At 55.4% G+C, this 14,018-nt stretch carries 17 protein-coding genes; 1 reads left to right on the forward strand and 16 read right to left on the reverse strand.

The genetic code is table 11. From position 1 onward, the window contains the following. On the forward strand, window positions 1-2,187 hold a 2,187-nt coding region (locus ABYP39_RS12010; protein ID WP_372782738.1), incomplete at its 5' end, for a TonB-dependent receptor. Between the two features lies 1 nt (window position 2,188). Here ABYP39_RS12010 and queC read toward each other — a convergent pair. From queC to ABYP39_RS12090, 16 genes are all read right to left on the reverse strand, one after another. Beyond that, window positions 2,189-2,863 carry a 7-cyano-7-deazaguanine synthase QueC gene (gene queC / locus ABYP39_RS12015; protein WP_372750583.1) on the reverse strand — a complete coding sequence of 225 codons (675 nt, stop codon included), beginning with the start codon at window positions 2,861-2,863 and terminating at the stop codon, window positions 2,189-2,191. A gap of 2 nt (window positions 2,864-2,865) precedes the next feature. After that, window positions 2,866-3,516: a 7-carboxy-7-deazaguanine synthase QueE gene (gene queE, locus ABYP39_RS12020; RefSeq protein WP_372750582.1), complete on the reverse strand. Its 651-nt coding sequence runs from the start codon at window positions 3,514-3,516 to the stop codon at window positions 2,866-2,868. Window positions 3,517-3,579: 63 nt separating this feature from the next. Further along, window positions 3,580-4,338, reverse strand: a complete 759-nt coding sequence (gene ybgF, locus ABYP39_RS12025; RefSeq protein WP_372782740.1) for a tol-pal system protein YbgF — start codon at window positions 4,336-4,338, stop codon at window positions 3,580-3,582. Between the two features lie 22 nt (window positions 4,339-4,360). Further along, window positions 4,361-4,867, reverse strand: coding sequence for a peptidoglycan-associated lipoprotein Pal (gene pal, locus ABYP39_RS12030; protein ID WP_372749780.1), 507 nt, complete (start codon window positions 4,865-4,867; stop codon window positions 4,361-4,363). A 128-nt stretch (window positions 4,868-4,995) separates the two neighbouring features. Beyond that, window positions 4,996-6,276, reverse strand: a complete 1,281-nt coding sequence (tolB, locus tag ABYP39_RS12035) for a Tol-Pal system beta propeller repeat protein TolB (protein ID WP_372749779.1) — start codon at window positions 6,274-6,276, stop codon at window positions 4,996-4,998. Further along, window positions 6,273-7,019, reverse strand: coding sequence for a cell envelope integrity protein TolA (gene tolA / locus ABYP39_RS12040; protein WP_372782742.1), 747 nt, complete (start codon window positions 7,017-7,019; stop codon window positions 6,273-6,275). The genes tolB and tolA overlap by 4 nt, the downstream gene beginning before the upstream one ends. Before the next feature lie 2 nt (window positions 7,020-7,021). Then, window positions 7,022-7,441 carry a protein TolR gene (gene tolR / locus ABYP39_RS12045; protein WP_372749777.1) on the reverse strand — a complete coding sequence of 140 codons (420 nt, stop codon included), beginning with the start codon at window positions 7,439-7,441 and terminating at the stop codon, window positions 7,022-7,024. A gap of 10 nt (window positions 7,442-7,451) precedes the next feature. Next, window positions 7,452-8,135, reverse strand: coding sequence for a protein TolQ (tolQ, locus tag ABYP39_RS12050; RefSeq protein ID WP_372782744.1), 684 nt, complete (start codon window positions 8,133-8,135; stop codon window positions 7,452-7,454). 1 nt (window position 8,136) lies between these two features. After that, window positions 8,137-8,538 (reverse strand): tol-pal system-associated acyl-CoA thioesterase, encoded by a 402-nt coding sequence (gene ybgC, locus ABYP39_RS12055; protein WP_372782746.1) that lies wholly within the window; start codon window positions 8,536-8,538, stop codon window positions 8,137-8,139. Further along, window positions 8,538-9,587, reverse strand: coding sequence for a Holliday junction branch migration DNA helicase RuvB (gene ruvB / locus ABYP39_RS12060; RefSeq protein ID WP_372758609.1), 1,050 nt, complete (start codon window positions 9,585-9,587; stop codon window positions 8,538-8,540). The genes ybgC and ruvB overlap by 1 nt, the downstream gene beginning before the upstream one ends. 89 nt (window positions 9,588-9,676) lie before the next feature. Then, the gene (gene ruvA, locus ABYP39_RS12065) at window positions 9,677-10,276 is read right to left on the reverse strand and encodes a Holliday junction branch migration protein RuvA (RefSeq protein WP_372750315.1); all 600 of its coding nucleotides are present in this window, start codon (window positions 10,274-10,276) and stop codon (window positions 9,677-9,679) included. Between the two features lie 9 nt (window positions 10,277-10,285). Further along, window positions 10,286-10,813 carry a crossover junction endodeoxyribonuclease RuvC gene (ruvC, locus tag ABYP39_RS12070; RefSeq protein ID WP_372760409.1) on the reverse strand — a complete coding sequence of 176 codons (528 nt, stop codon included), beginning with the start codon at window positions 10,811-10,813 and terminating at the stop codon, window positions 10,286-10,288. Window positions 10,814-10,880: 67 nt separating this feature from the next. After that, window positions 10,881-11,627: a YebC/PmpR family DNA-binding transcriptional regulator gene (locus ABYP39_RS12075; RefSeq protein WP_372750313.1), complete on the reverse strand. Its 747-nt coding sequence runs from the start codon at window positions 11,625-11,627 to the stop codon at window positions 10,881-10,883. Window positions 11,628-11,630: 3 nt separating this feature from the next. After that, window positions 11,631-13,406, reverse strand: a complete 1,776-nt coding sequence (gene aspS, locus ABYP39_RS12080) for an aspartate--tRNA ligase (protein WP_372782748.1) — start codon at window positions 13,404-13,406, stop codon at window positions 11,631-11,633. 35 nt (window positions 13,407-13,441) lie between these two features. After that, on the reverse strand, window positions 13,442-13,702 hold the full coding sequence (locus ABYP39_RS12085; RefSeq protein WP_372749422.1) for an FmdB family zinc ribbon protein: 261 nt from the start codon (window positions 13,700-13,702) through the stop codon (window positions 13,442-13,444). A gap of 140 nt (window positions 13,703-13,842) precedes the next feature. After that, window positions 13,843-14,018: HU family DNA-binding protein (locus ABYP39_RS12090; RefSeq protein ID WP_372782750.1), on the reverse strand; the 176-nt coding region annotated here is incomplete at its 5' end.

The following is a 14,018-nucleotide window of genomic DNA, read 5'->3' on the forward strand; positions in this document are numbered from 1 at the left end:
GTCGGCCAATACCTCAATGGGATTTTCATTCCCAGAACCGACAGCGCACTGCTCGACGCAGTAGATGTTGCGAGTATTCAGGTGCTGCGAGGACCTCAATGCACGCTGTTTGGCAAGAACAGCACAGGCGGTGCCATGCTTATCAGCACTATACGCCCAGACCCACTCGAAACGGCGGCGGAACTCTCCGGAAAGATCGGCCAGAATGGCCGGCAAGACGTAAAGCTCAGTGTAAACACACCGCTGTTCGACAACAGGGCTGCGCTTCGCATGAGCATATTGCGCAAGCATTACGATGGTTATCTGGATAACGTAAGCACCAGCGACAGATACGGGGATGAGAACCGCCTTGCCGCAACACTGCGCGTGCTATTTGATATCAATGATAATTTTACCAGCGATCTGTTTGCCTTCTGGACGAAGCAGGACGAAAACTCCGCTGGACTGACCTGTCGCTTCCAGAGCGACAATAATGTACTGATGGGTAGCGCTGTACTACCGGGGCAAAACCAGTTTGTGTCCATCGCAGAACGCTGCCGCACCAGTGAGCTGCTAGCGCAAGACTACAAGGTTTTGAACAATCCCGAAGAAGCTAGGATTCAGATGGAATCCACCATGCTTGCTTTTACAATACAAGGCCGGCTAGGCGAACTGGATCTGGAAAGCATCACCGCCTGGAGCCACCAATACAGCATAGAGCGCTACGAGGACCAGGATGGCGTAGATATGAATATTATCAGCCAATCCGGCCCCCTGCTGTTCGACCGGATGCGAGCCAGTTCAATCGATGTCCCGGATGAGGATCGCCATCAATACAGCCAGGAATTCAAGTTCAGCGGCAACAGTCTCGATGATCAGTTTGAATACACGCTCGGACTGTTCGGGGCCTACGAAAGCCTCAACAACAGTCCGCGTGCGCGTGGTATCGGTCCGGAGGGAATGTTCGGCCTTGACGCAGCAGACCTCGCCGGCCTGCTGGGGGGCTTCTCATCCGGGCTGCCAATCAATAGCGGCATTGTGCCCCTTGCTCTACCGCAAAACCTGGTGAGCGACCTGACCAACATCAGCATAGCTATATTTTCTCAATTCAATTGGAACCTGCGTCCGTGGCTGCAGCTAACCGCGGGCTTACGCTATACATCTGAAGAGAAAAGAAGAACAACAAAGGTCTACCAGACCGACTATGACGGCTACGCCGGGTTACTGAATGAGCGACTACGCGCGCGCGGTAGCCTCGCTAGCACGGCGCATCTGGATGGCGGCGTATACAGCCCTATTCCCGTTGATGATTTCCATCTACTGGGGCCTAAGCCGCCGACTCAGATACTGCTGCCAACCCCGATCGAAGCCAAAAGCAGCAAACGGTTCAGCCAGCTTACTCCCTCGTTCACGGCAACCTTCTTTGCCACCGACAACCTGCTCGACTCATTAGCGCTCGATTCAGGCATGCTCTATATCACGACCAGCAGAGGCTTCAAGGCTGGCGGTCTCGACCTGCGTGGCACGGCTATACAGCCATTCGAGGCGGAGCTGGTCAACAACGCCGAGCTTGGAATGAAAGTGGACGCTGCGGACTCACGCGTTCGTATTAACGCAGCACTCTATCGCATGGACTATACCGACATTCAGGTAACGGTCGCCGAAACCGCGGGACTTACCCCGATCAACTATCTGACGAATGCCGGGAAGGCCCTGATTAAAGGAGCTGAACTCGAGCTGACACTCGCGCTAGATCGCTGGATGTTTCATTTAACCGCCGGTTATACCGATGCCGACTACCTTGACTACACCGTGGGCACCACCGAGGGCGATGAGGACAGGAGTGACGAACCATTTCCACTGGTTCCCGAAACCACAGCCTCATTGTCGGCGCACTATACCTTCACTGGCCCCTTTGGCAGTATCACACCGCGCCTGTTTTACTATTGGCGAGACAGTATTTATACCGGGCAAGATGGAGACGGCCCCCTATTTGACAGCACAACCATCGACGGACAGGGGACCCTCGGCGTGCGCATCCAGTACCTGGCTCCCGATGAGAAGATCCGCCTTACCGCGTACATAAACAATGCCACGGATGAGTTTTACTACGGGGGGGGCTTCGGCATCAGCCGTTCCTATGGCGCGGTTCTGCACGCCATCGCGCCACCACGGCAATACGGGCTGGAATTTCAATATCGGTTTTGAACTACTGATACCGGGTAGGATCAGCAACACCGGCAGATTGAAAACCTTGCTGCCGCAAAAAGCAGCTGTCACAGCGTCCGCAAGCGCGCCCCTCACTATCGGCCTGGTAGCACGATACGGTCAGTGCGTAGTCGACTCCCAACGCCTGCCCGCGACGAATGATGTCAGCCTTGCTAAGGTCGATCAGGGGCGTTCGAATGCGCAGGCGGTGACCTTCAACGCCGGCCTTGGTCGCTAGGTTGGCCATATCCTCATAGGCCTGAATATAGTCAGGCCGACAATCCGGATAACCCGAGTAGTCCACGGCGTTTACGCCGATAAAAATATCATCCGCGCCGAGCACTTCAGCCCAGCCCAGAGCAATGGAAAGAAACACGGTGTTGCGTGCTGGCACATAGGTGACAGGGATGCCGCCATCGTCGCTGTGATCCGGCACCGCGATACTGTTATCTGTAAGGGCCGAGCCGCCAATGGCGGTTAAATCCAACGGGATGACCTTATGCTCTGCCGCTCCCTGAGCCTGCGAAACGCGACGCGCCGCCAACAGCTCGGCTCGGTGCCTCTGCCCGTAATCAAAAGCCAGGGCATAGCATTCAAAGCCTTCTGCTTGCGCCATCGCCAGCACCGTAGCGGAATCTAGCCCACCGGAAACAAGAATTACGGCTTTTTTACTCATCGTCAGTGTCCCGGCTCGTCGCTCCAGAGAAGTTTGTGCAGCTGAAGTTGGAATCGCACTGGCAGATTGTCTTGCACTATCCAATCCGCCAGTTCGGTCGCATTCTGCTGTCCAAAGCTGGGAGAAATCAGTACCTGCCCCACTCGGGCTGCGAGGTTGTATTGATCCAGCTGCAGGCGCGCCCAGTCATAGTCTCGTCGCGAGCAGATCACGAACTTCACCTGGTCTTGTGGTCCCAGGTTATCGATATTTTCCCAGAGGTTTCTGGCACTCTCGCCGGAATCCGGTGTTTTCAGGTCCACCACCCGTGATACTCGCGAGTCGACATCGGCGACCGGCAAGGCACCGCTGGTTTCCAACGATACGCTATAACCGGCGTCACATAGCACGCTGAGCAAGGGCAAACACGCCGGCTGCGCCAGCGGTTCACCACCCGTGACGCACACGTAGCGAGGCTTATAGGAAGCCACCTGCGCCAGAATACTGGCCTGCGTCATGCGCTCACCGCCGTGGAAGGCGTACTCCGTATCGCAATAATGGCAACGCAGGGGGCAGCCCGTCAGGCGGACAAACACGGTGGGCAACCCTACCGTCAGCGCTTCGCCCTGCAGGGAATAGAAAATTTCAGTAATACGCAGGCTGGTGTCAGTCATATATACAAAAATCCCGGCAATTGCCGGGATTGGGGTTCCGGGGGGAGCAATGATACCCGATTGTCAGAAATTGTCCTGCAGGAATTGCCGGGCAAATTTGACCGCTGAACGGTTGCTGTCACCGTGCTTGGCAAGCAGCTCGTTCAATATCTTGCGAGATTGGGCCTTTTCGCCGGAGAGGAAATACACCTTACCCAGCTTGTACATGGCATCGGGCACTTTACTGTGGTCCGGGTACTTCTTGAGCAAGGTGGAAAAGGCACTTTCCGCCGATTTTAGATCCCGAGGCGAACTGACCAGTTGCAGCTCACCCTTCCAGTACAAAGCATTAGGCGCATAGGTACCGTCGGGAAACTTCTTCAGGAAAGTGTCGAAACCAACGATGGCCTGATCAAACTGCTTTGCCTTAACCAGCTCGTAGGCCTGTCGATAGGCGTCGATCTCTTCCGAGGGAACCGAGCCAACCGAGTTGCCGCTATCCGGGTCAGATTCAGCGCGCTTGGACTGACCACCACCGCCGGCGATGCGTCGGTCTAGCTCAATGTAGCGATCCAGGCTCTGTTGCTTCAGGGTTCTAAGCTCATGGCCCTGCTCTTCCACAATACCCCGCAGCTCCATCATCTCATTCTGCAGCATTTTAAGTTGCTGGTAGATCTCAAGTTGGAGGCTTTTTTCTTGCGGAATGGAGCTGGCGGACTGAGACTGACGTGGCGTCGTCGCTTGCTGTCGCGGTTGGCTGGCATCATAAATAGGTGCCTGAGCCAACAACAATTGTGCCGGCAGCACGAGGGCTGCCGGCAATAGGACTTTCAGGTTTTTCATGTCGCCTGAAATTAGCCTCTTATTACTTCAGTTCTACACGGCGGTTTTGTGACCAGGCAGATTCGCCTTGACCAAACGCCAGCGGACGCTCTTCACCGTAGCTAACGGTTTCGATGCGGTAGCGAGAGATGCCGTTCAGCACCATGTAGTCTGCAACCGCCTGCGCACGACGCTCGCCCAGTGCGATGTTGTACTCGCGAGTACCGCGCTCGTCAGCATGGCCTTCCAGACGGATCGTGCCAACTGAATCTTTCAGGAATGCAATTTGCGCATCCAGTGCCTGGCGTGCGTCGTAAGTCAGAGTTGAAGAGTCAAATTCGAAGTAAAAAACTGTTTTCAGTTTTTTCATCGCTTCTTCGCGATCAATCTCTGCCTGAGACTTTGCAGGCTTAGCGACAGAACCGTCAAAACCAGACAGCGACTGTCCGCTATCAACTTCCCCGCCTTCTTCAACATCGGTGCTAGAACAAGCCGCCAGCAATACAGCCGCGAACACCACACCCAACACCTTCAATTTTTTGATTTCCATGGACTTCCTCTGTTTCTCAACGAATGTATTGCCTAGACAATGACACACCCTTCAGGGTTGACAGGATGTGTCGGTTTTCGACTACTGTCAACGAAAACTCGTGAAGTAGCCGAGATTTACCATAAAAACTACTGCAAGAACGGCGACCAAGCCGGCTCTCTAACATCTCCATAATTGGACGGCAGCCGATAGTGCACATTGCCATCTACTGACACCGCCGCCAACACGCCTTGCCCCTGATATTTGGTGGCATAAAGCAGGATGGTATTGTTCGGTGCCATACTCGGCGACTCGTCCATCGTGGTCTCGGTCAGGATGGAAACACGATTGCGCTTCAAATCCTGCACCGCTATATGGAACTTACCATCTACGCGGTGCACCATCACGATGCCCTGACCACCTTCCATCACTCTTCCGCGGGCATTGTAATCACCCTCGAAAGTCACGCGCTGAACCCGCCCCGAGCCGAGTTCAACCCGGTAAATCTGTGGTTTGCCACCCCGATCCGAAGTAAATATCAGCGAATCGTTGTCAATCCAGTCCGGCTCTGTATCAATCGCGAAGTGATTGGTCACTCGCTTCAGTGCCTTTGTTGCAAGATCCATCACGTAGATCTCCGGGTTCCCGTCTTTGGACAATACCATCGCCATCGACTTACCGTCCGGCGACCAAACCGGGCCGCCGTTGATACCCGAGAAGTTCGTGAGCTGGACGCGCTGAGCCGTATCCAGGTTATGCAGGTATATCGCTGGACGCGTTGTCTCAAACGACACATACGCAATCAACCTGCCATTCGGGGCCCAAGTCGGTGCGAGTATCGGCTCTTTCTGTTCCAGCAGCACCTGCTCACGCGCCCCGTCGATATCGCTCATTACCAGGCGGAAGAGCTGCTCATTCCCTTGCAATCTGCGCGCAGAAACATACAGCAGTTTTGTGGCAAACGCGCCTTTGATGTTTGTGATTTTTTCATATATTCGGTTGCTTATGGCGTGGGCGATGTCGCGCGTGTTCGCCCGGCCACCCCGCTCCTCGCCGGTCAGCAATTTGCGCTGAAGGTTTACATCAAACAGGCTGTATTCCACCACAAACCCGCCCGACTCGCTGGTACGCGTTTTACCGATGACCAGATAATCCACCCCAATGGAGCGCCAGTCGCGGTAGTACACCTCCTGCTCGGTCTTTGGCTGGGCCAGCATGTCTGCCGGCGGCATGGGCTGAAACTGCCCGGTTCGGTGCAGATCGGAGCCGACGATTGTGGCTATATCCTCCGGCATAACCACACCCGGCTCCCAGCCAAATGGCACAATGGCGATAGACACAGGTTTATCACTGCCCCGGGTAATTTCAATGGTCAGCCCCGCATGCGCGAGGGAACTGAACAGCAGCACACAGGCCAGCAACACTCTCATCGCCGTAAATCCTCCGGTCGAAATTCAAAAATAAATGTTTCGAAATACTGTTTGAAAACCTGGTAGTCCTGGATCTCCTGAAGCTCAGGAAACCCTCCTACCTTTTGCACCGCACGTACAGCAGAACGATCAAATGCCGTATCGCCGCTGCTTTCTATTACCTGTACATCGATCACTTCGCCGGTACGGATCAGCTTAATTCGAAGTTTAACCCGCATCCCATTACGTGCACTCGGCGGCCGACTCCATGCCATGCTTACCGCGCGCGCGATCCTCGCCTCATAGCTTGCAGCCACCTGCCGATTTTCCTGGGCCTCAAGCAAAGCCTCATCTTCGGACAGGGCATTCATCAATTCCCGCTGCTGCTGTTCACGACGTTCCCGCTCAGCTTTTTCCGCCGCCTCCTTCTTGCGCTTCGCCTCCTCATCCACCTTGGGCTTGGGGTCAGGTTTTGGCGTTGGCTTGGGTTCTGGCTTCGGGGCGGGTTTGGGCTCCGGCTTGGGCTCCGGCTTGGGCTCCGGCTTGGGCTCCGGCTTGGGCTCCGGTTTGGGCTCGGGTTTCGGCTTCGGCGCTGGCTTAGGTTTCGGCTTTTCCAGCACCACCAGCTCAGCATTCACAAAGGTGGGCATCGGGCGCGTCAGCAGCTTGTCTTCAGGTGAAGGCAAGCCAAAAATGAGCAGCATGATACCCAAACCATGCATTAACAGCGTTATCAGAAGCGGCAGAAAGAAAGAGCGCCACATGACTATCGTGGGTTCTCGGTAACCAGACCGACAGAGGGGGCTCCAGCGCCTTGCAGAGCCGCCATCAAGGTTACCACCTCGCCATAACGAACCGCTTGATCACCCCAGACCAGCACCTTGGTCTCCGGCTTTTGTTTCATGACCTTACGCACGCGCTCGGCGATATCTTCGAGCGGCCGCGCCTTTTCGGAGTCACCCATATTAATATAGAGGCTACCGTCCGCCTTGACCGATACGATTAGCGGCTCATCATCCTGCTCACCCATAGGTTCAGCCGGCGCCTTGGGCAGCTCAACCTGAACGCCCTGCATCAGCAGTGGCGCGGTCACCATAAACACAATGAGCAGAACCAACATAACGTCGATATAAGGTACGACATTCATGTCCGCCATTGGCTTACGTTTCTTACGCGAAGCTTTCATGGCTTAAACCTCAGCGGCTGTGTACCTGACGGTACAGGAGACTGGAAAATTCTTCGGCAAAGGTCTGGTATTTGTTTTCCAGCGAGTCAGCCTTGGCAGAAAAGCGGTTAAAGGCCACAACGGCTGGAATTGCCGCAAACAGGCCCATCGCTGTGGCGACCAGCGCCTCAGAGATACCTGGAGCGACTACCGCCAACGTTGCCTGATGCATAGTCGCCAAGCCCTGGAATGAACCCATGATGCCCCACACAGTTCCTAACAGACCAACATAGGGGCTAGTGGAGCCCACCGTTGCCAAGAAAGGCAGGTTCTGCTCAAGGCTGTCATCTTCTCTGGACATAGCCACACGCATGGCTCGCTCTGCGCCATCCATGATCACCTCCGGGCTGGCGTTCTTGCGTCGCAGGCGGCTGTATTCTTTGAAGCCCGACCGGAAAATGCTCTCGATACCAATCGCACGGTAGCCTTTTTCCGCCTTGCCGGAGCCTTCCTGATAGAGCTCACCCAGATCAACACCAGACCAGAATTGCTGCTCAAACTGCCGGTAAGCCCGTTCTGCTGCACTAAAGTAGGACCAACGCTGGACGATGATGAACCAGGACACCACCGATGCCAGCACCAAAATGCCCATAATGCACTGTACAAACAGGCTGGCATTCAGAATCAGATCCATTATCGTCAGTTCGTGGTTCACTTTATTCTCCGTTGTCCAATCGCGCGCGCATATCAGCAGGAATTCTGCGGGGTTTCAAGCTCTGTCGATCAACACAGGCCACCTGAACCGTACCATTACACAAAAATTCAGTACCACGTCTCACTGTTTGTTCGAAGGTGAGCGTGACACCTCGCACCTCAGAGACTGCGGCCGTGACGAGAAGTTCATCATCGAGGGTGGCAGGCTTCAGATACTTGATCGAGGTCTCAGTCACCACAAACATACTGTCATGACTGAAGATGGCTGTTTTACCGTAGCCAGCCGCGCGCATCAATTCGGTGCGGGCTCGCTCCATAAATTTGAGGTAGTTAACGTAGTAGACAATTCCACCGGCGTCAGTATCTTCGATATAAACCCTGACCGGCAGGGAATATTCACGCATTAATCCTCACCCCGTCTATCAGACAGCGGGAGTTGATCCTGCGACTGCGGCAACTTGAGCCCGAAATGACGGTAGGCGCTCTGGGTCACCATACGACCCCGTGGAGTACGCACAATATAGCCCTGCTGTATCAGATAGGGCTCCAACACATCTTCGATGGTGCCGCGCTCTTCGCTTATGGCCGCAGCAAGCGAATCCACCCCCACCGGGCCACCATCAAACCTCTCAATCATCGCCATCAGCAAGCGGCGGTCAAGGCGGTCGAACCCCAGCGCGTCCACCTTCAGCATATCCAGCGCACGGTCTGCTATAGCGCTGTCGATAAAACCGTTACCTTTTACTTCTGCATAGTCGCGCACCCGTCGCAGTAGCCGGTTGACGATACGCGGGGTGCCCCGCGCGCGGCGTGCAATTTCAAGCGCACCTTCATCGTCAATGCCAATGCCGAGAATACCCGCCGAGCGCTTGACGATGTGGGTCAGATCTTTCACCTGATAGAACTCAAGACGCTGCACGATGCCAAAACGATCACGCAGCGGCGAGGTCAGAAGCCCCGCACGAGTGGTGGCCCCGACCAGCGTAAACGGCGGCAAATCAAGTTTGATGGAGCGTGCTGCCGGTCCTTCGCCAATCATGATATCGAGCTGGTAGTCCTCCATCGCCGGGTATAACACCTCTTCCACGTGGGGGCTGAGACGGTGAATCTCGTCGATAAAGAGCACGTCGCCCGGCTCAAGGTTGGTCATCAGTGCCGCCAAGTCACCCGCCTTTTCCAATACAGGACCTGAGGTGGTTTTCAGGGAAACCCCCATTTCATTAGCCAAAATGGACGCCAGCGTGGTTTTACCCAGGCCTGGCGGACCAAATATCAGGGTGTGGTCGAGGGGCTCACTGCGCTTGCGGGCGGCGCTGACAAAGATTTCCATTTGCTCGCGCACGGCTTCCTGACCGACATAGTCCACCAGGGTTTTCGGGCGAATAGCGCGATCCAAGTTTTCTTCTTGGGGATCTTGCTGTTCGGGCGCTATTAGTCGGTCTGTTTCTATCATGGTATTCGCTGGGACACTGCTTCACTGAAACACGGGTTGCGGCAAGTGGCATTATCCCTCACCCCGGCCCTCTCCCCAAAGGAGAGGAGTTATTTGCTAATCATAGCCTTCAAGGCCTGACGAATTAAGTCTTCCACCACAAGACCGTCGCCGTCCACCGCGGCAATGGCGCGGGCGGCTTCCTGGGGTTTGTAGCCCAGAGCAATCAGGGCCTCTTCAGCCTCACTGGCGGCATCCACCTTCAATGCCGCAGGCATCGCAGTCGATGCACCTGCCGCCGGCTCATAGTCTTTCAGCTTGTCGCGCATTTCTATCACCAGGCGCTCGGCTGTCTTCTTGCCAACCCCGGGCAATTTCACCAACGAGGCCGCATCACCCGCCAGCACCAGCGCTACAAACTCGCCAACATCCACCCCAGACAGCACTGTTAGCGCCAGCTTGGGGCCAACGCCGTTCACCTTGATAAGGTCGCGAAACAGGGCGCGACTAGAGTGATCGATAAAGCCAAATAATTGCTGGGCATCTTCGCGAACAACGTGGTGTGTTAGCAGAGTCGTTTCGGCACCCACCTCAGGCAATTGGTAGAGCGTGGTCATGGGCACCAGCACCTCGTAGCCAACGCCAGCGCAATCCACCAGAATTTCAGGTGCGCGCTTTTCAATCAGGGTTCCACGGATCCGACCTATCATTTACCTTCCTTACGACAAACGCCCACGGCGCATACGGCCGCGCACCGTCGGCTGATTCAATTTATTCACGCTGTGCTGACTGTGGGCATGACACAGGGCAGCTGCCAGCGCATCTGCCGCATCTTCCTGCGGGGCCGCCGGCAGCGACAATAGCGTCTTTACCATATGCTGCACCTGTTCTTTATTGGCAGCGCCAGTACCGACCACCGATTGTTTGATCTGGCGGGCAGTGTACTCGGCGACCGGCAAATTGCGGCTGACACAGGCGGTTACTGCCGCACCGCGCGCCTGACCAAGCTTGAGCGCGCTACCCGCACTTTTCGCCATAAATACTTCTTCCACCGCCACTTCGGTGGGGCGGTGCTCGGTCACAATCTCGGAAATACATTCGAAAATAACTTTCAGACGGGCAGGCAGGGGGCCAACGGGCAGGCGGATCACGCCGCTGCTGATATAGGTGTGCTTGCTGCCCTCACAGGCAATCAGGCCAAACCCGGTTTTTACTGAGCCGGGGTCTATCCCCAGAATAATGCGCATTGCCACCGCCTGCGATAGCCGGCCTTTTAGCAGGCCCGCCTTGATTATAACTATGCAGGGAAGTGTATCAGGAAAGCGCTTCCAGCACTGCTTCAGGGATATCGGCGTTGGTATAGACGTTTTGCACGTCATCGAGATCTTCGAGCATATCAATCAGCCCGAGAATGGTTTCGGCGCCACTCTGATCAAGCTCGACCGTGGTCGATGGCTGCATCGTCACCTCGGCATTGGCCGGCTCAAATCCCGCTGCAACAATCGCGTCTTTGACCGCCGTGAAATCTTCCCAAGGCGTGTAAAGGTCGACAGAGCCATCATCATTGGTCACCAGATCATCGGCACCGGCTTCCAGAGCGGCTTCCATCAGTGCATCTTCGTCCACACCGGGCTCAAAGCTTATTTGACCAACGCGACTGAAAAGGTAGGCAACCGATCCATCTGTCCCCAAGTTGCCCCCGCGCTTGCTGAAGGCGTGGCGCACTTCTGCGACAGTCCGGTTGCGGTTATCGGTCATACATTCAACCAATACCGCCACACCTCCAGCACCATAACCTTCATAGGTCACTTCTTCGTAGTTGCTGTCATCACCATCACCGGTACCGCGAGCTATTGCTTTCTCGATGGTGTCTTTCTTCATGTTGGCGGCCAGAGCCTTGTCCATCACCGCGCGCAGCCGGGGGTTATCCTCCGGCAAGCCGCCGCCCAGTTTGGCGGCAACCACAATTTCACGAATGATCTTAGTAAAGACCTTGCCCCGCTTGGCGTCCTGAGCTGCCTTGCGGTGCTTGATATTGGCCCATTTACTGTGACCCGCCATGGTTTACCCCTGTTTTTCCTCAGTTTTGCGCAGACGGATATTAAGCTCGGTGAGCTGCTTGCTTTCCACCGTGCCGGGGGCGTCGGTCATCAGACAGGCCGCCGTCTGGGTTTTCGGGAAGGCAATGACGTCGCGAATCGATTTTGCACCGGTCATCAACATGACGATGCGATCAAGACCAAAGGCCAAGCCACCATGAGGCGGACAACCGTATTTCAGGGCATCCAGCAAGAAGCCAAACTTCTCGTCAGCCTCTTCCTTGCCAATACCCAGAATGCGGAATACCGCCTGCTGCATGTCGCTTTTATGAATACGAATGGAGCCGCCGCCCAACTCTGTGCCGTTCAACACCAGATCATAGGCTTTTGACAGGGCTGCACCGGGATCTGCTTCCAGCGCCTCTGGCGTGCAGGTTGGCGCAGTAAACGGATGATGCAGCGAGGTCCAGTTGCCGTTGCCGTCTTCCTCGAACATCGGGAAGTCCACCACCCACAGCGGCGCCCACTCGCGCTCGATCATGTTCAGATCTTCGCCCAGCTTTACGCGCAGCGCGCCCAGAGCCTCGTTAACCACGCTGGTTTTATCGGCACCGAAGAACACGATATCACCGTCGGCTACCGTCAGACGCTCCATCATCTGCAACACGATGTCGTCCGGCATGAACTTAAGAATTGGCGACTGCAGGCCTTCAACACCCTTGGCCAGCTCGTTCACTTTGATCCAGGCCAAACCTTTGGCGCCGTATATACCGACAAATTTGGTGTATTCGTCAATTTCCTTGCGCGAGAGCTTGGCACCGCCAGCCACTTTCAGGGCGCAGACACGACCCTTGGGATCATTGGCCGGGCCATTAAAGACCTTGAAGTCCACCTGCTTCATCAAGTCTTCAACGTCGGTCAGCTCCAACGGAATGCGTAAATCCGGGCGATCACTGCCGAAGCGCTGCATAGCTTCAGCGTATGTCATACGCGGCAGCTCACCCAGGTCCACGTTCAATACCTGCTGGAACAACTCACGGATCATGCCTTCGGTGATGGCCATGATCTCGTCCTGATCCATAAAGGAGGTTTCCAGGTCGATCTGGGTAAATTCAGGTTGGCGATCAGCGCGAAGATCTTCGTCGCGGAAGCATTTGGCAATCTGGTAATAGCGGTCCATCCCCGCCACCATCAGCAGCTGCTTGAACAGTTGTGGCGACTGGGGCAGCGCAAAAAATTTGCCCGCATGGGTACGGCTCGGCACCAGATAGTCGCGAGCACCTTCAGGAGTAGCGCGCGTCAGGATCGGTGTTTCAATATCGAGAAAACCGTTACCGTCCAGGTAATTGCGCAGAATCGAGGTGATGCGCGAACGCAGGCGCAATTTGTCAGCGATATCGTTACGGCGCAGGTCGAGGAAACGGTAGCGCAAACGCACGTCTTCACCCACATCAGTGTGCGTATCAAGCTGGAACGGAGGTGTTTCAGAGGCATTGAGGATCTCAAGCTCCTTACCCAGCACCTCTATCTCGCCCGTACCCATATTGGGGTTCACAGTGCTCTCGGTACGGGCCCGTACCCGGCCTTTTACCTGCAACACGTATTCGCTTCGCACCTTGTCGGCCCGCTGGAAATGCTCTTCGGTATCGGGGTCAAACACCACCTGCACGATGCCATCGCGATCCCGCAGATCCAGGAAGATTACGCCGCCGTGGTCCCGGCGCCGATCTACCCAACCGCATAAGGTAACTTCCTGATCAATATCTTCCTTGCGGAGAGTACCGCAATAATGGCTTCGCATTCGTTCTGTCCTGTTTGAGTCTGTTTTGCCAGCAATTAGCTGGCGTCGGTGCTGCTGCCACTGGAGGCACTGGCACTACTACCCGAACTATCGCCGGCTATGTTCTTGCGATTACCGGATTTGAAGTCGGTTTCATACCAGCCACCACCCTTCAGGCGGAACGCTGGCGCAGAAATACACTTTTTCAAGGCTGGTTTATTGCATTGAGGGCAATCCACCAACGGGTCATCGCTCATTTTCTGGATTGCTTCCAGCTCGTGAGCGCAGTCATCACACTTATATTCATAAATTGGCATAACGAGGTCCTCGCTACTTCAATGGGCTTATGGGGGAGGATGCCCCAAAAATGGACGCGGATTATACCGTAAACAACAGGGAGGGATAAATGCCGGAGTGAATCAGGGGGAGAAGCCGGCCCCGAGGGGCCGGCAATCAATCAGGAGGCGTACTCTTTCAGCTTCTTCAGAGGGCGCACTTTCACAGCAATGCTGGCAGGCTTAGCTTTGAAGGTGGTCTCTTCACCAGTGAAGGGGTTGATACCCTTGCGCGCCTTGCGGGCAGGTTTCTTCACGGTTACCACTTTCATCAAACCGGGCACAGTAAACTCACCCA

The organism is Litorivivens sp. (assembly GCF_041625495.1).
Lineage (GTDB): Bacteria > Pseudomonadota > Gammaproteobacteria > Pseudomonadales > Spongiibacteraceae > Litorivivens.

Coding starts and splice junctions, on each gene's coding strand:
- queC (WP_372750583.1), bottom strand. CDS start 2,863: ATGAGTAAAAAAGCCGTAATTCTTGTTTCCGGTGGGCTAGATTCCGCT.
- queE (WP_372750582.1), bottom strand. CDS start 3,516: ATGACTGACACCAGCCTGCGTATTACTGAAATTTTCTATTCCCTGCAG.
- ybgF (WP_372782740.1), bottom strand. CDS start 4,338: ATGAAAAACCTGAAAGTCCTATTGCCGGCAGCCCTCGTGCTGCCGGCA.
- pal (WP_372749780.1), bottom strand. CDS start 4,867: ATGGAAATCAAAAAATTGAAGGTGTTGGGTGTGGTGTTCGCGGCTGTA.
- tolB (WP_372749779.1), bottom strand. CDS start 6,276: ATGAGAGTGTTGCTGGCCTGTGTGCTGCTGTTCAGTTCCCTCGCGCAT.
- tolA (WP_372782742.1), bottom strand. CDS start 7,019: ATGTGGCGCTCTTTCTTTCTGCCGCTTCTGATAACGCTGTTAATGCAT.
- tolR (WP_372749777.1), bottom strand. CDS start 7,441: ATGAAAGCTTCGCGTAAGAAACGTAAGCCAATGGCGGACATGAATGTC.
- ybgC (WP_372782746.1), bottom strand. CDS start 8,538: ATGCGTGAATATTCCCTGCCGGTCAGGGTTTATATCGAAGATACTGAC.
- ruvB (WP_372758609.1), bottom strand. CDS start 9,587: ATGATAGAAACAGACCGACTAATAGCGCCCGAACAGCAAGATCCCCAA.
- ruvA (WP_372750315.1), bottom strand. CDS start 10,276: ATGATAGGTCGGATCCGTGGAACCCTGATTGAAAAGCGCGCACCTGAA.
- ruvC (WP_372760409.1), bottom strand. CDS start 10,813: ATGCGCATTATTCTGGGGATAGACCCCGGCTCAGTAAAAACCGGGTTT.
- ABYP39_RS12075 (WP_372750313.1), bottom strand. CDS start 11,627: ATGGCGGGTCACAGTAAATGGGCCAATATCAAGCACCGCAAGGCAGCT.
- aspS (WP_372782748.1), bottom strand. CDS start 13,406: ATGCGAAGCCATTATTGCGGTACTCTCCGCAAGGAAGATATTGATCAG.
- ABYP39_RS12085 (WP_372749422.1), bottom strand. CDS start 13,702: ATGCCAATTTATGAATATAAGTGTGATGACTGCGCTCACGAGCTGGAA.